15 protein-coding genes, 1 pseudogene and 1 other annotated feature are annotated in these 20,694 nt (G+C 56.1%); of the genes and pseudogenes, 9 read left to right on the top strand and 7 right to left on the bottom strand.

The annotated features are described in order from the left end of the window. Positions 1–260: 260 nt before the first annotated feature. Positions 261–617 (top strand): DUF485 domain-containing protein, encoded by a 357-nt coding sequence (locus tag OU994_RS17375; RefSeq protein WP_281606893.1) that lies wholly within the window; start codon positions 261–263, stop codon positions 615–617. Beyond that, complete coding sequence (locus OU994_RS17370) at positions 614–2,293, top strand: cation acetate symporter (RefSeq protein ID WP_281606892.1); 1,680 nt, start codon at positions 614–616, stop codon at positions 2,291–2,293. Before OU994_RS17375 ends, OU994_RS17370 begins: the two co-directional genes overlap by 4 nt. 1,803 nt (positions 2,294–4,096) lie before the next feature. Here OU994_RS17370 and OU994_RS17365 read toward each other — a convergent pair. Together OU994_RS17365 and OU994_RS17360 are read right to left on the bottom strand one after the other, a co-directional pair. After that, positions 4,097–4,516: pseudogene (locus OU994_RS17365) on the bottom strand (transposase); the annotation flags it as partial. Next, positions 4,160–4,289, bottom strand: a sequence feature (AL1L pseudoknot). (Overlaps the previous pseudogene by 130 nt.) A 191-nt stretch (positions 4,517–4,707) precedes the next feature. After that, on the bottom strand, positions 4,708–4,869 hold the full coding sequence (locus tag OU994_RS17360; RefSeq protein ID WP_281606891.1) for an ATP-binding protein: 162 nt from the start codon (positions 4,867–4,869) through the stop codon (positions 4,708–4,710). 147 nt (positions 4,870–5,016) lie between these two features. Between OU994_RS17360 and OU994_RS17355 the strand changes: the two genes are divergently transcribed. After that, complete coding sequence (locus OU994_RS17355) at positions 5,017–6,147, top strand: sensor histidine kinase (protein ID WP_281606890.1); 1,131 nt, start codon at positions 5,017–5,019, stop codon at positions 6,145–6,147. A 164-nt stretch (positions 6,148–6,311) separates the two neighbouring features. On the opposite strand, the gene OU994_RS17350 is transcribed toward OU994_RS17355, so the two are convergent. Next, a complete protein-coding gene (locus tag OU994_RS17350; protein WP_281606889.1) occupies positions 6,312–7,904 on the bottom strand; it encodes an aspartate:alanine exchanger family transporter in 1,593 nt (530 codons plus the stop codon). An 88-nt stretch (positions 7,905–7,992) separates the two neighbouring features. Between OU994_RS17350 and OU994_RS17345 the strand changes: the two genes are divergently transcribed. Beyond that, entirely contained in the window at positions 7,993–8,994 is a 1,002-nt protein-coding gene (locus OU994_RS17345; RefSeq protein WP_281606888.1) for a 2-hydroxyacid dehydrogenase, read from the top strand. Between the two features lie 255 nt (positions 8,995–9,249). Here OU994_RS17345 and OU994_RS17340 read toward each other — a convergent pair whose 3' ends face one another. After that, the gene (locus tag OU994_RS17340; protein ID WP_281606887.1) at positions 9,250–9,543 is read right to left on the bottom strand and encodes a hypothetical protein; all 294 of its coding nucleotides are present in this window, start codon (positions 9,541–9,543) and stop codon (positions 9,250–9,252) included. 422 nt (positions 9,544–9,965) lie between these two features. Between OU994_RS17340 and OU994_RS17335 the strand changes: the two genes are divergently transcribed. Together OU994_RS17335 and OU994_RS17330 are read left to right on the top strand one after the other, a co-directional pair. Beyond that, a complete protein-coding gene (locus OU994_RS17335; protein WP_281606886.1) occupies positions 9,966–10,172 on the top strand; it encodes a hypothetical protein in 207 nt (68 codons plus the stop codon). 409 nt (positions 10,173–10,581) lie between these two features. Next, positions 10,582–10,911, top strand: coding sequence for a hypothetical protein (locus tag OU994_RS17330; RefSeq protein ID WP_281606885.1), 330 nt, complete (start codon positions 10,582–10,584; stop codon positions 10,909–10,911). A 436-nt stretch (positions 10,912–11,347) separates the two neighbouring features. On the opposite strand, the gene OU994_RS17325 is transcribed toward OU994_RS17330, so the two are convergent. After that, the gene (locus OU994_RS17325; protein ID WP_281606884.1) at positions 11,348–13,441 is read right to left on the bottom strand and encodes a bifunctional diguanylate cyclase/phosphodiesterase; all 2,094 of its coding nucleotides are present in this window, start codon (positions 13,439–13,441) and stop codon (positions 11,348–11,350) included. Positions 13,442–14,999: 1,558 nt separating this feature from the next. Here OU994_RS17325 and OU994_RS17320 point away from each other — a divergent pair. From OU994_RS17320 to OU994_RS31760, 3 genes are all read left to right on the top strand, one after another. Then, positions 15,000–15,194, top strand: a complete 195-nt coding sequence (locus tag OU994_RS17320) for a hypothetical protein (protein WP_281606883.1) — start codon at positions 15,000–15,002, stop codon at positions 15,192–15,194. A gap of 145 nt (positions 15,195–15,339) precedes the next feature. Then, the gene (locus OU994_RS17315; RefSeq protein ID WP_281606882.1) at positions 15,340–16,389 is read left to right on the top strand and encodes a reverse transcriptase family protein; all 1,050 of its coding nucleotides are present in this window, start codon (positions 15,340–15,342) and stop codon (positions 16,387–16,389) included. Continuing rightward, positions 16,382–16,603 (top strand): cold-shock protein, encoded by a 222-nt coding sequence (locus tag OU994_RS31760; protein ID WP_373922463.1) that lies wholly within the window; start codon positions 16,382–16,384, stop codon positions 16,601–16,603. Before OU994_RS17315 ends, OU994_RS31760 begins: the two co-directional genes overlap by 8 nt. Positions 16,604–16,873: 270 nt before the next feature. Here the strand turns inward: OU994_RS31760 and OU994_RS17310 are convergent, their stop codons facing one another. Together OU994_RS17310 and OU994_RS17305 are read right to left on the bottom strand one after the other, a co-directional pair. Continuing rightward, positions 16,874–18,052: an integrase arm-type DNA-binding domain-containing protein gene (locus OU994_RS17310; protein WP_281606881.1), complete on the bottom strand. Its 1,179-nt coding sequence runs from the start codon at positions 18,050–18,052 to the stop codon at positions 16,874–16,876. Positions 18,053–18,482: 430 nt separating this feature from the next. Then, on the bottom strand, positions 18,483–20,513 hold the full coding sequence (locus tag OU994_RS17305; RefSeq protein WP_281606880.1) for an integrase arm-type DNA-binding domain-containing protein: 2,031 nt from the start codon (positions 20,511–20,513) through the stop codon (positions 18,483–18,485). Positions 20,514–20,694: the final 181 nt, after the last annotated feature.

Genomic DNA, 20,694 nt, shown 5'->3' with positions numbered 1-20,694 from the left:
GCCGCTGAGATCCCTCCTTGGAAACCGCCACAGGCTGAGCTAACGCAGAAACTTCATCTCATAATGGCAGAAATAAGAGCGATGAGTAGTCGTTGTCATCAGTGCTGCTAGCGAAACCACTATGTGGAGGCTGATGGGTTATGCAAGCTGGTTAAAGGGATATGAGCCTGCGGTCCATCACCGTTAAACGAAAAATTAAACGCTGCCAAATTTGCTATCCGCAGCCTTGCATGGTGGATTAATATCGAATGGAGGTAGACATGGAACCGTCCGTTGTTCAGCAGGTCAAGAATGACCCTAATTATCAGAAACTAGTCAAGACACGTTCCCGTTACGGGTGGATGCTGACCTGGGCTGTAATGATCGTGTATTACGGCTTTACCGCCCTGAACGCATTTGACAAGCAATTCATGGCAGCCAAGATCGGCGACGGCGTCATGTCCCGGGGCGTGCCGCTCGGCTTGTTCGTGATCGTGTTTACCGTCGGGGTTACGGCAATCTACGTGCGCCGCGCGAACCGCGAATTTGATGTACTGACCGACGCCATTCACAAAAATGTCGTCCAACAGTCTGGGGCCGCGGCCAAAGCAAGCCAGTGCGCGGAGGTGCCTAAATGAACAGCAGCCTGCATTGCCGCTTCTTTTCCCATGCGGCCGCCGCGTTAGTGTTGCTTGCCATGGCCGGCATCACGCTGGCGGCGCCAGACTTGGGCCAAGCGACTAAGCAACCCACTAACTGGACAGCGATCAGCATGTTCGCAGGGTTCGTGCTGTCGACGCTTTTCATCACCAAGTGGGCGGCCAAGCGCACCCGCTCGGCATCGGACTTCTACACGGCCGGCGGCGGCATCACCGGCTTCCAGAACGGCTTGGCGATTGCCGGCGACTTCATGTCGGCCGCCTCATTCCTCGGCATTTCCGCTGCCGTCTTTGCCAGTGGTTTCGACGGCCTGATCTATGCAATCGGCTTTCTGGTTGGTTGGCCGGTGCTCACCTTTCTGATGGCCGAACGGCTGCGCAACCTGGGCCGCTTTACTTTTGCCGACGTGGCCGCCTACCGCTTTGCCCAGACACCGGTGCGCATGTTCGCTGCGTCTGGCACGCTGGTCGTGGTGCTGTTCTACCTAATCGCCCAGATGGTCGGTGCCGGCCAGCTAATAAAGCTGTTGTTCGGGCTTGACTACTGGATCGCCGTAGTGCTGGTTGGCGTGCTGATGATGGTGTATGTGCTATTCGGCGGCATGACCGCCACCACGTGGGTGCAGATCATCAAGGCGGTGCTGCTGCTGGTCGCCACCAGCTACATGGCGTTCGCGGTGCTGGCCCTATATGATTTCAGCCCATCGGCGCTGTTTGGCAAGGCTGTCGAAGTGCACGCGAAGGGAGATGCGATCATGGGGCCGGGCGGCTTTATCAAGGATCCGATCTCCGGCATTTCGTTTGGCATGGCGTTAATGTTTGGCACGGCCGGCCTGCCGCACATCCTGATGCGCTTTTTTACCGTGCCGAGCGCCAAGGAAGCGCGCAAGTCGGTGCTGTGGGCCACCACCTGGATCGGCTACTTCTATATTTTGGTCTTCATTATTGGTTTCGGCGCGATCGTGCTGGTGGGAACAAATCCGGACTTTAAAGATTCCGCAGGCGCGCTGCTGGGCGGTAACAACATGGCCGCTGTGCACCTGTCGAAAGCCGTCGGTGGCGACCTGTTTCTCGGCTTCATCTCAGCCGTGGCCTTCGCAACCATCCTTGCGGTGGTTGCCGGCCTGACGCTGTCCGGTGCCTCGGCCGTGTCTCACGACCTATATGCCACGGTGATCAAGAAGGGTAAGCCGGCACCGGGCAGCGAGCTGCGCGTGTCGAAATTCACCACCGTCGTGCTGGGTGTAATTGCTGTGCTGCTCGGGATCGTGTTCGAGAAGCAGAACGTGGCCTTCATGGTATCGCTGGCGTTCGCCATTGCCGCGTCGGCCAACTTCCCGGTGCTGTTCATGTCAGTGCTGTGGAGCAAGTGCACAACCCGTGGCGCCACCGTCGGCGGCTTCCTTGGCTTGTTTAGTGCTGTCGCCCTGACCGTACTGTCGAAATCGGTGTGGGTCGATGTGTTCAACAATGCCGAGGCAATTTTCCCTTATACGTCGCCAGCGTTGTTCTCGATGACGGTCGGCTTTGCTGGCATCTGGCTGTTTTCGGTGACCGACAGGAGCCCGCGGGCCGCCATCGACAAGGCCGGCTTCGAAGCACAGGAAGTGCGTTCGGAAACTGGTATCGGTGCGGAGGGAGCCAGCGGGCACTGATGCCTGCGCGGCGCCGGGCCTGAGCAGTGATTGCTATGCAGAACATGAGGAACGCATCATCGAAACCTTGCCCTCTCGGGTCCTACTGGCCTTCCGGTTGCGCCTCTCTTGCTACGCGACCGGGCACTCCCGGTCGAATAGGCCGACATCGAGCCTCCCGGGGGCTTTGATCGCCTCGATTACGCCATATCTGAAACGCTTCTACGATGAGGCGCAGGCAATGCCCGGCATGTCACAGGCCTGTGCGATGATCATCGATCTGAGCGAACAGTCTGGTAACAATACTTGGCCTCCTTTCGTGGTTATGCGTCCGCTGTTCGGCAGCGTAGAATTCGACAGACTGCCGCAGCTCCTAGAAGTGCTTTGGCGTACGAGGAACCAAATACCTCCTTTAGGATCACGGCGGCATCAACGAGTGTGGCCACTTGTAAATTTTGTCGAATCATTTTAGCTCCCGGTGACTTGACCGCGTGCTAAAACAGCCGGCTGTTAGCTTTCAACATACAAGCAGTGATTTCGTTGACATTTTATAAAATTATTTAGTTGATTATGGCTGGACTAATGCAGGCGCAGCTTCGAACGCCGCGTCATTAACAGATGGGCGCCATCTGCGCTGCCAAGGTCGCGTCAGTACCCTCGTCGCGATGTCGAGCGAAACGTTCTTCTCGCAGAGATAGCTAGCCGCAGCCCGCGTGCCGAGCATCTCCTGCATGACCAAGCCAACTTCAACTTGTTCGGCGCGAAGACGGTCTGCCCTTAATTGTGCTGTACCATTATCAGCCGAGTCTGTTGCTCTTCGGTTAGCATCATTCATTGGCTGCTCCAATTCCCTATGGGGCTATGCTATCAACCCTTGAGTATTTCGATGTGGGCGGACAGGATCTGCGTGCGTCGGACACGACGTACATAGCCGGCCTCCTACGCGGTAGACAGGGAATGCATAGCCCCGAAGCAGTTTTGGGTCGGCGAATACCTCGGTAATAAGGTCGGTGTTAATGCCGGCGAGATAGGCGTATCGGTAAGCCCGCGCCACACCAAACGCGTCACGGGTCAAGAAGGTGATTCCGACCAGCTCGGCAGTTCGAAGTTCTCCCTGTCGATCTAGGGTCAAAGCCTAACGATTGCAGGCTGTTATGTACCATCCGCAGGTACGGTGCGTCACCAAAAATCGTATTCATGTGCCCTTGATGTCGGGCCGCCCAACTCTGCCCTTCGGCCTCAGCTTGCGCATAGGACTCAGTCATTGCGTAAAACCTGTACGCCTCGGCTATGCTGGTGACGCAGCTACGGTCCAGCCAATTGACACGTTCTACAACGCTGATCTCATCCCACCATGCTGCCACCTCTGCATTGGTCCCTACCGGCGCGGCGAACACACTGTGGCTTACTTCCTTGCCATCCTTCAGAAAGTGTAAGTCCCAGCCGCCGCCCAAGTGGGGGGACCTGCTCGCCCAGTTATTTCGTAGCTATAGTGACCCATGTTTGTTCCATTCAAAGGGTAGATGACGGCCCTGGATAATTTCCTCCAGGGATTTAGACAGCTCACGTCCCAGTAGTTCCTTTGCGACAGGATCCCGGGTCCACTCGGCCTTGCTGAGCCGATCGTGCACGTACAGCATGCCATCACGTCGTTGCGCGATTTCTTTTGGGGTAAGTCCACAGCATTGTGAAGATATTGAAAACATCGATGTTCCTCCTATGCAAGGGTCGACTATTTCACTGCCATTTTGGGAACTTCAGTACAGCGTGGCGCAGGCCGAGCGCGTTGACTTCCGATAGCGCGGTTTCAATTTTGGCATAGCCTTGGCAACGGGCACAGCGCAGTTCGGGGTTGCGTTGCCGCGCAGCGTGGCGCCAGTAACCTGACGGCGCGACCTGCATTACCTTGCAGATCGGTGCGACCGGCCAGGTTCGACACCGTGGGTATTGCGGTACCGGTCAATGAACGCTCTCACGGTTTGAAGTGGCGGCCGAGCTCCGCCTGGGCGAAAATGCACTCGCCAAGCGCAGGATCTCATTTGCCTTGCGCAGTTCGCGCACTTCCCGCTCGAGCGCCTTGACGCGCTCCTCTTCAGCGGTAGTCAGCCCAGGCCGCTGGCTGATATCGCGCTCCTGCTGGCGTACCCACCGGCGCAGTGTTTCCGGCGTGTAGCCAATCTTAGCCACGATCGATGTAAACGGTGCCCACTGTGAATCGTACTGGCTGCCGGCTTCGCTGACCATGCGCACGGCGCGCTCGATGACTTCGGGGGAATAGTTGGGTTACTTTTTCATAGCTCGATTTCCTCAAGGAATGGCCTCTCCACAAAACGCGGGGCGATTCATAGGCCTCCGTCGGAGCGACCAAGCCCGGAAGTTGGGAAAAGAGCTCAAAGATGGAGTTGAGCATGCCTGGCGGCGCGCCCGAGCAGGAGTCAAACACGCGCGACTGCCCGGCCATCCTCAAACGCGACGCGGATGGCGATCGAGCCGCCGTCGGGCGTGTATTTCGCCGCGTTGTGGAGTAAGTTGCCGAACACTTGGGCCAACCGAGTAGGATCCATGTTGACCACGACGCTCGTGTCAGGCAGCTCCATGGAATACGTGGCCCCGTTGTTCGAAAAGCGGCCGAGCCTGCATGAGCGCAGTCGTCACGAAAGATTGCACGGCGCAAGGTGGGAGTGAGTTATCCTGAGTTACGTCATGCCTTGCCGCTACCGTTATATCGGTTCAAATAGCCCGCTATGAACATCTCAGACTTCATCCAAAACCGCACAGAATCGATTCTCATGGAATGGGAGGTATTCGCAAAAACTTTTGGCGCGGTGACCAGCAACATGTCCAGTGTTGATTTACGTAATCATGCACGGCAAATCCTCGATTTCGTCGCAAAAGATATCGCCACCGCAGAGAGCGCGGAACAGGCCACAAGCAAGTCTCGCAGCGGCGTAACGCCCCGTCTGGAGTGTGACGACAGCGCTTCCGCCATCCATGGCCGGATGCGTTACGCGAGCGGCTTTACGCTACTTCAACTTATTGCTGAGTACCGCGCTCTGCGTGCTAGTGTCCTGCGGCTATGGCGACAGGAAGGTGACATAGACCCTACCGACCGCCTGGGCGACATGACACGCTTCAACGAGGCGATCGATCAGTCTCTTTCCGAGGCAGCAGTCGCATACACCGAAAAGCTGAATGAAACACGCGACATGTTCCTGGCAATCCTTGGGCATGACCTTCGCAGTCCTTTGGCGGCAGCTATGACAGCGGGAACTTACCTCGCCCAACCGGGACGCCATGACGAGGAGGTGCGCCAAGTTGGTTTGCGGGTTAAGCGCAGCGCGGTGACAATGTCGGGCATGGTTGATGACTTACTGGCTTTGGCGCGCACTCAGTTGGGCGATGGTATCGCTGTCGAACGCCGACAGTGCGACCTCGTAGAGATGTCCCGATGGGCAATCGGGGATGCGAACGCGGGCCACCCGCTCGCGATCTTCCAACTGGAGGCTCCGCGAGAATTGATTGGGAACTTCGACCAGCTGCGCTTGCAGCAATTGGTAACGAATCTGGCGAACAACGCAGCCCAATATGGTACGCCAGGCAAGCCAATAATCATCGTAGTCGGGTGTGAGGAACGTCATGCTTTCATCAAGGTTCGCAATGAAGGAGCTACGATTCCAATGAAAGCTCTGCCGAACCTCTTCTCGCCGCTGGTGCAGTTGCCGGAACAGCCCGGCAACGAACGACCTCGAAGCAGCTTAGGCTTGGGCCTTTTCATCGCTAAACAGATCGCTATCGCGCACGGCGGAAGTATCGACGTGACATCTAACGAAGTGGCGGGAACAGAGTTTACGGTGCGCTTACCGCAAATGTCTTAGCCTTCCCCATGCCGCAGAGACTCTTCGGTATACCGCTCTCCTTTTTATGTACCGCAGAGGGGCCGCTTTGGGGCGGTAGCAGCCAGTCACAATCGAGCTGTTAGTAGATGTCACCATCGGGATGTAATGCTGGCAAGCTGTAAAGCTGATGGCAACCCCATTACTCATGTACTCCATACCCCGACCAGCTGAACGAGTAGCATTTTCAGGACCGTCATCGAGGGGAAGATCATGGCGTAGCCAATGTCGGGGCGATCGGTAGGTGCAATCCGGTTAGCGAACCCGAGGATCGCCGGATTGCCGGTCACGCCGGCCACGATGCCTGCTACGCTGTCAAAGGGCAGGCGGAACACCAGAAGGGTGATCGTCATCGTCACCACCACCAGCGTCGCCACAATGGTACTGCCGAGCAGTAGATACAGCACGCCGTCCTCGGCAATAGTCGCCGCGAAGGTCGCGCCCGAGGACAGGCCGACAACCGCCAGAAAGAGAGTCAGGCCGAAATTGCGCAGCACGAGGTTGGCCGAGATCGGCATCGCCCAATAAAGAGGCCCAGTTCGGCGACACCAGCCCAGCAACAGCGCTATCAGCAGCAGTCCCGCGAACCCCAACGAGAACTGGCCCAGCAGCGGCAATGGCCAGCGGATGGCCCCTAAGCCGAGTCCCAGCGTGACACCCACGCCGATGCCGATATAGCTGACGTCGCCGGTGCTGCGAACCGAGTCGCCAAACAGCTTGCGCAGGGCGGGAAAGCTGGCGCGTGGAGCGAGAACCCCAATGCGGTCGCCGGCTTCTAGTACGCGCTGCGGGGTCAGCGGTAGGTCAGCGTCGCTACGACGCAGGTGAAGGATGCGGGCATTAAGTTCGGGTGGGAGCGCCAGAGAGGCGATGACCCTGCCGATAAGCGCCGGGTTCGATATGAAGAAGCGCTCGTAGTCGAGGTCACTCCTGTCGCGCATCATCCTGCCCGGATGGGCGCGCCCGAAGCGGGTTGCCGCGTCATGTAGGACCTTCGGATCGATTCCGGTGAGCAGCAGAACGTCGCCATGCTCGATGCGCATCGCATCGTCCGCGACGAGGTTGCGATGCCCACGGCGGATGGCGGCGATCGTAATCCCCGCAGGCAGCCGGCTTCCAGCTTCACCCAGGGTTGTGTTAAGCACGCTGAACTCGTCAACGTCGATTTCCTCGATATGCAATGCCGCGGCGCTACCTTGCGCAATGGTCGGTTTGCGTAGCGCATTGTAAAGTCCCAGGATCAGAATCGGCACGGCGACCCCGAGCGGGTAGGCGACCGAATATCCGGTAGCGGGAGCACTGCCGAAATCGGCCAGTGCAGCCTGCAACGCTGCGGTACTAGTGCCGGCGCCGGCGAAGGCGCCTAGTGCCTCCCCGAGGCCCAGCGCAGAAGACCATCTCACCATAAGCAGCGTTAGCGCTAGTGCACATCCAACTGCCACTACAGCCGCTAGGTTCGCCTTGACGCCTTCAGCGCTGGTGAGGCCGCGCCAGAACTGGCTGCCGTAAGCAATGCCCACGCCATACAAGAACAGCAGCAAGCCAAGGTTTCCGAGTAGGGGCGGCAAGGAGAGATTCGGGACGGCTGCTCCTACGGCCAGGCCGACGAACAGCACGGCGCCGGCTCCCAGTGAAAAGCCCTTGACCGTCACTGCGCCGAGCAGATATCCAGCCGCGATCACCAGGAACAGTGTAAGCAATGGTTGTCCTGTGAGAAACAGGGCGAGGTCCGGAAGCATGGCGGACTTTCTTGAAAAAGAGTTAATACGATTCTAGTGGCAGCAGGTATTCTTGGGTAAGGGAATCCGAACATAAACGGGAGATCGAATGAAAACAGCAGTATTTAGCGCGCGGCGCTACGATAGGACCATGCTAACCAGGGCAAACGCTCAGGCCAGACACGAGCTGCGCTTCATTGAGGACCGTCTGACCCCCGCTACCGCAGTGCTGGCGATGGGTTGCGAGGCGGTCTGCGTCTTCGTGAACGACAATGTCGACGCGGAGGTGCTGGACCTGCTGGGCCGGCAGGGCACCCGGCTAGTTGCTACGAGGTCGACCGGTTACAATCACATCGATGCGGTTGCGGCCGAGCGCCTTGGCATCGACGTAGTGCGGGTGACGGATTACTCGCCGCACTCGGTGGCGGAATTCGCCGTTGGCCTGCTGTTGGCGGTCAACCGTAAAATCGCGCGTGCCAGCGTGCGTACACGCGATGGTAATTTCGATCTCGACGGGCTGATGGGCTTCGATCTGTACGGCAAGACGGTTGGGGTGATCGGGACCGGCAAAATCGGCATGATCTTCGCACGCATCATGCTCGGATTCGGCTGCACAGTTGTCGGCCACGACGTGTATCCAAATCCCGGCTTTGAAGCGCTTGGGGCACGTTATGTAGATATCGATGCGCTGCTCGATTGCAGCGATGTCGTGTCGCTGCATTGCCCTTTGAACGAAGACACCCATCATATCGTCAATGCCGCCTCATTGGCTCGGGCCAAGCGGGGCAGTATTCTAGTCAACACCAGTCGCGGCGGCCTGATCGACACCGAGGCCGCCGTCGCGGCGCTGAAGACCGGCCAACTTGGCGGCTTGGCGATCGACGTCTACGAGCAGGAGGCAAGCTTGTTCTTCCAGGACCTGTCCTCTACCGTCATCACAGATGACGTGATCCAGCGTCTGGTGTCTTTTCCAAACGTGATCGTCACCGGCCACCAGGCCTTCTTCACAGTGGAGGCTGTTGACCAGATCATGCAAACCACGCTCGAGAGCATTGGCGCCCTGGAGCGCGGCGAAGCTCTGACGAACCGCATTCCGGCGCCTGAACCTTGACGAGGCTGTGCCTCAGCACTTGGGCTCGAACATCTAGCGTCTACATTCCAGATTAGGTTAGTAGTTGACTTGGGCCCAAACGGGTCGTTGTCTATATCGGCGTTTACCTAGTTCAGCGACCGTGGGACTTCAGATCAAGCTTGGATGGAAATGAATCGTCCGCTTTGGGGCGGGAGACGACAGTCGTGATAGTGAGTGATTAATACGGGTGCCGAAGAGGTAAGCTGATGCCTTTCTCGTCGCGCAACTCGTCGCTTATCGCGCCCGGGCTAGTGCAACGGCATCGTCGCCCGTTGGGTACCGCAGCGTTGTGGCCGGATCATTCGCGGCGTGCCAGACTGCCTCAGCTACAGCGGCTTCAGTGGTGGATAATGACATCGCACTGAAGCCGGTAAAGACCGATTGCGCATAAGCCATGTAAGGCTCGGGAATGAGGTCTTTCATACGCTCTGCCCTGTTCGCAGCGAAACGCGTGGTGGGACCGTATCCCGGTTTAATCAGCTTGACCCTGACGTCGAATTCCGCCAGCCCAAGAGCCAGCGAATACATTCCCTTCAGTCTCGATTAAATCAGCACTCCCTAAGTACACGTTCTACTGTGTAAGCACTTGGCTAACGCGACAAAAACCAGGATTCTTGGGGTTGAGTTCATGCGTGCTATCCGTAAAAGCTAGTTTGACGTACGTATTATAGATCATCAAGGTAGCTGTGCCCACAATCTGGTTTGCTTCTGACAGCCTAATTCTAGGCTGCCGATTGGCCGATTTACGACTACTCCGCCATAATTTATAACATGCAAATTTGCACCCCGTGCTGATTGAATTCTTTACATTTCCGTAAATTCATTTCGATTTTGCTTGCAAAAACGATATTCATCACCATTTAGTTTTCATTGTATACCGTTTTTCTTGAAACTCGACGGCGACTCCCTGAGTGCGCCGGCAGTTCTGATGCACAAATACTGAGGTTTATATGCAAATTTATCGTTCCAATGGCCAATCTGCTTTTCACGCCTATGCTATTGCAGCAGCGGAAGAGCATGCTGTAGCGCATGAGTTGGCGCAGTGTTCAAAGATTGATGTTTATCACCTGCTAGCGAGAGAACTGTTTGAACGTGTCAACGCTGCACGCGCAAAGACAAACGCAGCATTTGGAAAACTAAAAGAGTTCGAATCATGATCTTGCGAGCCAGATCTCGAGATAAAATGCTTACGGCACAGTTGTCAAGTTCCGTCTGATCATAGATGCGTTTAAAGAATAAGTCGGACTTACGTTTCTGCTAGTCCTTCAATGCTTGGCTCGGTGTCGTTGAACCGGTAGGGCGAACGAATCAGTAACCTCATCATTATTTCCGTCGGCACAAAGGGCGAGTCATTCACCACGGCAACTACTTTGTAGTTTGTTTCAGGAGCGATAGCAGTGACCAGGACAAGGCATCATTGTACGTGGCTCCTGTGGCCACACGATGCTACACCGCTTAAAGCGCTCATTCCTTTCGCTGCGATTAGTCACGCAGTGCCCGTCGTTCGCGCGTGACCAGGCAACGATTCGCCACCTACCAGCGTCATAAGACGTATCGGAACAAATTATGAACCCAGCCGACATCGGCGCCGCGCTTGAAGTCACCTTCGACGGACGCCACTATCATTTCCGGCAATACCGTTATGACCATCTGGACGATGCACTGCGCTACGCCAGCGCCCAGCACCGTGCGCCTGGCTTCATGAAAGATTCGGTGTTCCAACCGCAATGGTTGCCCAAATTCGCTCCGGATGAAGCGCAGGAGGTCCAGATGCGCGATCTGGACATCGGCTTTGCTGCAGGACGGTTCAGCGTCGGCGCCTATCGCTACGAAAAACTGGACGATGCTGTCGCTTACGTGCGCCATGCAAGGCCCGGTAACATAGTGCCTCAATGAGCATAGACAGGCGGAGCGACGCTGACCAAGCCAAACGCGTCGATGCAGCGCTCCGGATCGATGCGCTGTGGGGCTGCGTGAGCGCATGGCATTATCTGCGGGCGCGCGGTACTACACGTGCGGTGGCACTACGGGTGTTGGATCGTGGAGGGCCGCGGCGCCGTACCGACGCCCAACATCCCGCCGTCCGGGATGCGTTACCCCGCGGGCCGAAAGGCGGCATCGGTCAACGCGCCGCCTCGCTTGCCGACGACGATCTGGCTGCTGCCATACCGCGCACCAACGTAGCGGCCGCGTATGCAGTAGAACGTGCTATCGAGCTGGCCGCGACGGAAGGCAGGCAGTATGCTGAAAGCTTGTTGCGCATCTACGGCCTGTCTACCGCGACCGTGATGCGCGTGCTGTACGAGCCGCACGGGAGACGCCGTGGCGCTGCTTAGGCCACGCCGGGTGCCAGCATCAAGTAGGCCCTTTCGAAGGCTGCCGCATCCATGGCCTGGCTGTAGTAATAGCCCTGTCCCTGAGTGCATCCGGAGTCCGCCAGGAAGCGTTCTTCGGCGCCCGTTTCGATACCCTCGGCTACCGTCGGCAATGCCATGCTGTCGGCCAACACGAGTACCGCCCGCAGCAATGCCTGCTTGCGCGGCAATGCTCGGTCAATTCCATGCACGAAACTGCGGTCAACCTTCAGCAGATCGATCGGGAGCTCGGCAAGGTAACTAAGGCTGGAATAACCGGTACCGAAATCGTCGATTGCCAGCGACAGGCCCAGTTTCTTAAGCCGGTGCAATACGCCGGCAGTATCGTTGATATCCCGCATCAGAGTCGATTCCGTCAGCTCTATCTGCAAGCAGGAAGGCGCGAGCAGGGCATCGGCCAGATGCGCCTCGATACCATCGACAAAACCAGGCTGGCGCAGCTCCAGCGCAGAGACATTGATCGCGATCGCCCCCGCCAGGCGGCCATCCGCCTGCCACTGTTTGGCCTGCTTGATGGCTTCTGCCATCACCCAGCGGCCCAACGGCACGATCATGCCGGTTTCCTCGGCACTGCGAATAAACCGCGCCGGACTGACCCAGCCCCACTCCGGATGCTTCCAGCGCAACAGCGCTTCGCACCCGCACAGCACGCCATCCGCCATGCGGATCTTCGGTTGGTAAAACAACTCGACCTCGGCGGCGCCCAGCCCGTTCCGGACGCCGTCCTCCATCTGCTTGCGCTGGAGCGCAGAGGTCAGCAGGTCCTGGGAAAAGAAGCGCCAGCCATTGCGGCCCGCCTTCTTCGCACCGTGCAGCGCAGTGTCAGCATGGTGCAGCAGCGCTTCCCCGGTCACGCCATGCTCGGGGTACAGTGCAATGCCGATACTAGTGCCCACATGCAGCTCTGAGCCGTCGATGTCGTGCGGCATTGCCACTGCGGCCAAGATACGCTCCGCCGCGTGCGTCGCATCCACGGCGCCTGCTCCCGGCGCCATCAGCACCACAAACTCGTCGCCGCCTTGCCTGCTGACGAGATCGATCATCCGGAAACAGCTGCGCAACCGCGCCGCAACCGAGACGAGCACGGCGTCGCCGACGGCATGACCAAGCGTATCGTTGACTGACTTGAACTTGTCCAAGTCGAGAAACATGACGGCCAATGGCAGGTCGCGCGCCTGCGCTTCGAGCAGGATGCGATTGAGGTGCCGCTGCGCCGCGAACCGGTTCGGCAGTCCGGTCAGAAAGTCGTGCCATGCCAGGTAATCTACCTGGGCTTGCAACTCGTGGGCATCCGTCACGTCATGGAACACCATGACGGCGCCGTTGACCACCCCGGTTTCAGATATGACGGGCGCAGTGGCATCCTCGATGATGATCTCGGTGCCGTCTGTGCGCAGCATGATGGTGCCACGCGGTAGGCGGACGGTCTGCCCTGTCTCGAGTGCCTGGGACACCGGGTGTGCCAGTGGCGCAAGCGTGGTGCCGTCATGCAGTTCCATCAGTGCGGTGATGGGCACATCTGCAGCCGCCTCTGGCGTCAATGCCATTAGCCGCATCGCCGCCTTGTTCAGATAGCGTACTTTGCCTTCCACGTCAGTGTTGATGACGGCATCCGCGATTGCATCGAGGATGCTGCCCTCATGGCTGCGGCGCTGCAAAGCATCGCGCCGTTGTACTGCCGCCGCCACAAGGCAGCAGAATACTTCCTGCAGCAACTGCCAGTTGGCGGTATCCAGCACAATATGGGGCCGATGTGTGCCCCCGGCAGCAGGATGCCTGCCAAGCGCAGCGCTATCTTGGGTAAGAACAGCAATAGGAATCGCATCGAACGCCAAGGCTAGCTCATCGAAAGCCTGGTCTGGCGAGTAATCCAGCTGTAACGGGTTTAGCAGGATCAGATCGGGCCACGGCTTGAGGCCATTGCCAGTGGCCCCAGCGACGCTGTCCACGTAGCGGAAGGCAAAATGAACGTCGGAATCCGAGCGGCCGTGCTGAAAGCCGTCGAGTCTGAGGCGGTCACGCGCATCGGTGGTGACGACAAGGATCTTCATTTTTATCAATGTCCCAGCTGTGGATGTTTGCTCTCCGACAGTAGCACATCGCCGCATGCAATGTGTGGATCGGCCGGCCCGCCAGCGCAGAGCATGTATGGAGAAGGGCACTGTCAACTAACCAGCGCGCTGAGTTTTGAAAAAAAGCTTGAATGGCAAACTGCCAACCTTACTGCGTCCTTTGCTACCTCTGCGAGATCGTCAGCCACGTGGTTTGACTCTACGGTTTTCGCTAAGTTTTCGTGATATCGAGGAACTGGTGGCCCGACAGGCCGCGCTCTTCGCCCTGACTACTGAAACATTTGGCGTGCTTGTCAGTACCAACCTGGGTGGCTGGCCGAGGCCTCCGCCACGGAAGACAAGCGCCATAGCGATGTCAGGTGGGTTCCTGCCAGCTTAGGCGAATACGAGAACAGCAGCACAATGTCTGTCAAGCGGTGCAGGCAACCGAGCCGCGCGAGCTTGTTGCTGATGGGCGTCAGCGCCGCCGGCATGGCGTCGGGTAGCCAGGATGCCCTCTAGTGGACTCGTGTCATTATGATGCCGCCGCAACAGTGAAAATTTGACAACAGGAATCGAACTCAAGAACCAGCTGGATTTGTCGGTACTTTTAACGGTACTTTTTGGAAAAACGACGTTTTTGACACTCTGTAGTGTGATTCCGGTCAGCGGCATGTATGACCAAGTTGGTAGATCGTTAGCAAGCAGGCAGTCCTCACGGCAGCGTCTATCTCGCCACTGCTTGCAGTTGCCAGGTAAGCATCTAGCACACAGTCTCGAGAGCCGTGGGATGGGATAACAGCGCCACGTTCCGAGAAATGTAGGTGAACTGGGGGCACACGTCGTCCGATTGCGCGACCGAGTCAATACCCTAGCGCCTACGTGGCCGGCCGATGGAGCAGCGCAGCCAATGAACAGGCTCAGGGCGTTGATCTAACTGGCATAGGCATCCATGTGACTGAGTATATAAGAGCGGGCGCACATTTACTTCAGCAAGAGGGCCATATCGGCTGGGAGATTTTGGCAAAGATGCTCCGTGCGGCGCCTGCACCGATGGCGCACCGACCATGCTTGATGCCGTAGGACCGGCCGCGCGTAACCCGTTCCGACCGTATCGTTAGACCCTGCCCTAGTGATAAGGCTCAGAGAGCCGCCGCACGCGAGCGTCGTAAAAAGGCTGCAACATTTCGACGTGTCCGTTGCTTACTGAAAAGTTATTTGAATTTCAGAAATTTATTTGGTACGATAATCCTATCAGGTGGATGCCTGAGGGTGTTTAGGTGTTGACTGCGCACCGGAGGATACGTGTCCCGCATTTTGGGACGATCAAATCCTTTGGACGAGATCACGACCGGGAGCTGGGCGTTCAACGAATTCTGCGACGCCTTGCTGATTCGGAGCCGACCTAGGGGTCTACCCCAGTTAGGCGTAATGACGTGAGAGGGAATTGCCGCGCTGGTTTTTGCCTTCGGTAGCAATATTCAATGTTAGGCAAGCTACTGCAATCGTGCAGTGGCCCGACATCAGAAATGATGTCCTCACTTTGGAGAATGCTAACATGCAAGAGAAAAACTTTCACGTGGTCAACATTGTTGTAAAAAACTTGGTCGTCGTTAACCGGAAGGTTGACGGCGGCGACAAACCCGCCAGCGCTGGCAAATTGAAATCGGTACTTGTAAGCGTAGTTTGTGCTTACTTGCCCGTTTTCGTTAGCGAAGTACATAAGTGGATGTCTAACTTCAATATCAGCTAACACCTCTCACTGATTTTCCATGGCTAGTACTCATAGAATATTTTACACAGGCGCTCCCATCGGAAGCGTATCTGTGTTGGCAAGAACTCTCGGAGTCACAGAGCAACGGCTAGCCGGATTGGCAAGACGAGGCGAAAAGAATTACTTGATTTTTGAAAAGAAGATCAAAGGTAAGGATCGCACTTTGTGCGAACCCCAGACAGAGTTAAAAATTCTGCAAAAAAGGATATTGAGTAGAATACTCTGCCATATCCAATTTCCTCATTACCTCCATGGTGGAGTGAAGGCCGCCGATCCTCGTGACTTCCTTTCAAATGCTGCAGCGCATTCGAAAGCTGAGGCTGTGATCGCGCTTGACATTCGAAGCTTCTTTCCATCAGTTCAGGAATCACTTGTGCAAAAGTCGCTTATGCACCTTTGCCGATTTCCTATGTCTGTTGCCTCCATGTTGTCGAAATTGGTCACTTTGAATGATCAGTTGCCGCAAGGAAGTCCTACAAGTTCTGCCATATCGAACATAGTAATGTTCGAAAAAGAGTATAAACTGGCTTCCACTCTGGAGGCTCAGGGTTTCGTTTACACCAGGCTTATTGATGATATTACTATTAGTAGTACTAAGCTTATATCACCCACGAGGGTTACTAAGATAATAAATCAAGTATCAAAAATGGTAACTTCGTATGGATTTCAACTTCATCCGGATAAGACTAGTGTGAAATCGCGGTCGAATCCAAAAGAACTAATTTTGGTTACAGGGCTCTGGTTAAACCGGGGCGCGCCGAAAATATTGCGTGAAAAACGCAGTTCCATTTCGAAGGAAGTTATAGAGCTCTACAAGCGAGCTCTAGCTGAAGGCCGCTATTCACAGAATTACCATGAGGACTACAATTCGATTTCTGGGAAGGTTGCATTGCTTTGTCGATTGAATCATTCACGTGCTGAACGTTTGCGAAAACTGCTAACTGACGTTGTTCCTCTCCATGATGATAGAACGGTAGCAAAGATTTCACTCGTTGTAGACAGATTTTGCCGAAAACGAGTTGATACAGATGGTCTTGGATATATAAAGAAATTCTACAGAATTCAGAGTCAAATTGGGATCGTAAAACGGACTCACCCTGCGGTAGCCAAAAAATTACAGGGCCAAATAAATAAAGTTCGACCCACGCAAACTTTGAAGGGAATTTATGCCTGAGAAAGTAATACGCGGCATTCTGCATGTATATGATCCAATAAAAGGCTATGGGTTCGTGCATAGGGATCACGGGAAAGATGTGTACGTGCACTACAGCTCTTTTATTGGGCCAGATCGCGATAGCGGTGTAACGCTTGGAACCGTTATCGAATATGAAGTGGAGGAGGGGGATGGCAGACTGCCTAGAGCAAAGAATGTAACTGTTGTCGGCTAATATTAGGCTTAAGAAGAAAACAATGTCAGGTTGCCTTAGCGCACAAGCTTTAGCGCGAGCTATGTGGCGACGAATTTGGAATGTTATACTCGAATGCTGCAAGTTGTAGGTGATATTAGGGCTGTCGCATGGGACATATGCATTATGTTAATTTGGCGGAATGGAAACTAGTGCTACGCTATCTGGCACCCTGGCGTTAGAAAGTTAATTGCGGCGTCATCAAGATGGGAGCTTAAATTTGAAAATTACGCCCCCAATTTGGTGATGGCGTTATATTTTTGTACGAAGCGTGTCTAAGTAATCTGCCCAACGCTGCATCATTTCCTTGCGCTTTGCGAGGTGAGAGGTGCGATTATAAGCTCTGCCGAGCGGCCCGTGCACTTTATGAGCAAGCTGGTGCTCAATTAGATCGGGTCGAAAATCAAGTTCCTCATCCATAATTGTCCGAGCCATAGCGCGAAAGCCATGGATCGTCATTTTGTCTTTTTCTATTCCTAAGCTACGCAATGCCTGTAAAAGCGTATTGTCGCTGATAGGGCGTTTAGTTCTAGGGCCGGCAAAAACATAAGGCTCCCGCCCCGTAACTGGATGCAGGTCACGGAGGATTTCAACAGCTTGTTTCGCTAGCGGGACAATGTGAGGTGTTTTTGTTTTGGAAGAGATAAACCTCCACTCTCCTATATCCAGATCAATATGGCTCCACTCGGCCTTCCGCAACTCGCCTGGGCGCACAAATACGAGCGGAGCAAGTCGTAAGGCGCACTCAGTCACAATTGATCCCCGGTAAGAATGAAGAGCCCGTAATAACTGCGATGCCTCGGCCGGTCCGGTGATCGCTGGGAAGTGCTTTTTCATTACCGGTTTCAGCGCCCCTTGCAGGTCCGCAGACACATCACGTTCCATGCGTTGAGTGACGACTGCGTATCGAAAAATCTGTCTGCACTCGCTGAGCGCTCTGCGTGCAGTCTCTGGGGAGCGGCCTTCAATGCGCTCTAAGCATTTCAACAGTTCCCCAGCGGTGATGCCTGCTATTGGTCGCGGTCCGAGCCAAGGAAGGATGTCACGCTCTAACCTGCTCAGAATTCTATCTGCATGACTTGGGACCCAACGTAGCGCTTGCTTCGCAAACCATTCGCGGGCCACAATTTCAAAGCTATTTGCAGCAGCTCTGGCAGATGCCTTCTCAGCATCTTTTTCGAGGACCCTGGGGTCAATGCCTTCGGCGAGTAGTCGCCGCCATTCACTGCGCTGTTCGCGCGCTACGGCCAACGAAACATCGGGGTAAACCCCGAAGGAAGTCGTACCGCGCTTCCCATCGAATTTGAAGTCGAAGTGGAAGTATTTACTCCCGGTAGGTTTGATGAGCACATGCAAACCCTGTCCGTCAGTAAGCTTATAGGGTTTCTCGCGGGGCTTGGCGCGTTTAAGTTCGAGATCTGTGAGCGGCATACGGTATCTAAAGTTATCAAAGGCTGAGTACCGTCAGAAGTACCGTGAGAAGCGACGGTATCTAACGAACCGAAATGATACCGTGTGAAACAACAAAAAAGCCGCTCTCCCTATGAAGGAGGCGGCTTTTAGGCACATCTGAAACAATGTGAAACGTAAGGTTGGTGGAGACGGCGGCAACCGAATCCGTTTAGACATAATTCAACAAAATGCATTATGCTAGCGGCACTAAAAAATGCGAAGACTATGATAATCGATTTGGCTTAGGGCAGAAGATGCTAAGTTCTCCGCTACGCTTACTGGCTTAAATTTTGTCGTATTATGTTTTGCACTACGGATGGCGATCAAGGACGAGAGTCACTGTGAATGGATGAGTGTGGGCTTGCCGCGCGCGGTGAGTTCTATGTTATTTATTGAGGTGCTGTGCATTTTATCGAGAGCATTGCTCTGCCCACGCTAACATTAATTCTCGGCGTTTATTGAAGAGGTCGCTCCGGAAATACGCTGCCTCAGTTGAATTCTTTACTGAATGCGCAAGGGCCGCTTCGCACACCTCCCGCGGGAAATTGGTCTGCTCGGCAGCCCAGTCTCGGAATGTCGAGCGGAAGCCATGCATAGTAAATTTCATTCCCTGCTCGCGAAGGAGTAGTAGAAACTTGTTCTCCCAGAACGCCTTGCCGTCCGGCGTAGGGAATACCAGGTTGCTTGGGCTGGCATTGTCTTCACACTCGTTCTTACGCACCTTCAGAATCTCCAAGGCGCGTGGCGCAAGCGGCACACGGAATTCGACGCCGGCTTTCATGCGCGCTGCAGAGAGAACCCATCTTTCCTCGTCGAGATCGAATTCGTCCCAAGTTGCTAGCCGGACCATGCCGATTCGCGCTGCGGTCAGGATGGCAAATTCCATCGCGTGCTTCACAACCGCGGGTGCCGCAGAGGTTTGTATCGTCCTGATGACAGCTCCAACCTGCACATAGGGGCAGGCCGGGAAGTGAGTTGGTTTGTGCAAATCTTTGATTGCAGGAAGCGCGAGGGCAATCTGGTCCCAGAGAAGTGGATCGTGCACCGTCCGCAGGTCGCGTGCCGACGCCCAATCCAGCACTGCTTTCACGCGTTGGCGCACGCGGTTTGCCGTGTCGGTGCGGGTGAACCAAATGGGTTCGAGTGTCGCCAGTATCTCTCCCTTGCCGATCGCATTAATGTCCAGTTCGCCGAGAGTGGGGAAGACGTATGTCACCAATGAATCGAACCACTGCTTGCGTGACTTGGGGTTGCGCCAAGTGCTGCTGTGCGTTGCATGATACCTGGTAGCACACTGGCGAAAGGTCTGCAGTTTGCGCGCGGCATCATCTACCTTCTGTCTTTGCGCCTTCCGATGCTCGATCGGGTCGATGTATGCCAACAGGAGCTGATGGTATTGCACTACTTCCTCTCTGGCCTGGGCGAGCGGCTTGTAGAGCACTGAACCAAGGCCCATCTCCCTGGCGCGCCCACGTAACATGTAGCGGAAGATCCATGACTTGGTGCCGCCCGGCGCCACGCGCAAGTACAGGCCGTTACCGTCAGCGTAGTAGCCCGGCTCTTTTTTGGCCTGGATGCCCAAGGCCGTTAACGCTTGCTTGCGATGCCTTGCCATATCAATCTCTCCATGGCCTTTGCCCACAAAATCGTTTTCAGAGCGTCCCACAAATCTGCCCCCAAAAGTGTCCCACAAACCTGCCCACAAATGAGAACGCGCTTGCGTGATATTTCGTGAGCCATCTGGAGACGCGTGACTTGAACGACGCGCTCTTTTCCCCGTGAGAAGCGTGCCATCTGAGCTATGGTGAGCCGTCCCGAGATTCCTGATCAGCAGCGACAGCGGCTGCTGCTGGCGCAGCGCGCGCTGCCACTCGGCATGCAGCGTATCGTCGAAGCAGCGGCGGTTCGCCAGCCCGGTCAGCGCGTCGCGCGTGGCCAGCTGTTCGAGCGCAATCTGGGCCTGTTTTTCCTCGGTCATGTCGCGCAGCGTCTGCACCACGGCGGCCAGGCCGCCGAACTCGTTGCAGATGGGGCTGACGTCGACCGCCAGGTAGCGGCGCCGGCCGCCCCGCGGCATGTCGCACCACCCTTCGGCGCTCAGGTGGCCCGGTTCCCCGCAGGGCTGGGCATGGGCGTCGTACAGCGCCGGCGCCTCGTGCGTGCGCTGCTGGACCACCAGGTCGGCCAGCGTCGGATGCGGAGTACGGTGGAAACAGCGCCACGTATCGGTGGTGCCGAGCACGTCGCTGGCCGGTACGCCGGTCAGCCGCTCGCATGCACGGTTCCACGCGATCGCCCGGCCGCGCGCATCGAGCACGAACGCGGGAATGGCCAGCAGCTCGAGCAGCCTGAACGCATCGCCGTCGGGCTGGCCGGAGCGGGATCCATCGATCAGGTGGTGCACTTTGTGCGCGTTGCTTGTTTTCTGCGAGTTCATCATTGGCGGGCCCGGATAGTCGATCGCGTTGGACGGCGTTATCTTATTGCTCCGTTATTTCAGCATTTGTTGTGCTGAATCTTGATTGTGCATTGCGGTATCGGGCCGGCGTTTGATCGGGAACAAATGTGCGGTAAGCGGGCTGGGCGGATTGGCCGAAGACGGGACCCGGTCGAAAAGCGGG

The sequence above is a fragment of the Pseudoduganella sp. SL102 genome (assembly GCF_027856995.1).
Classification (GTDB): Bacteria; Pseudomonadota; Gammaproteobacteria; order Burkholderiales; family Burkholderiaceae_D; genus Rugamonas; species Rugamonas albidiflava.
This window is presented reverse-complemented; position numbering and strand designations above follow the sequence as displayed.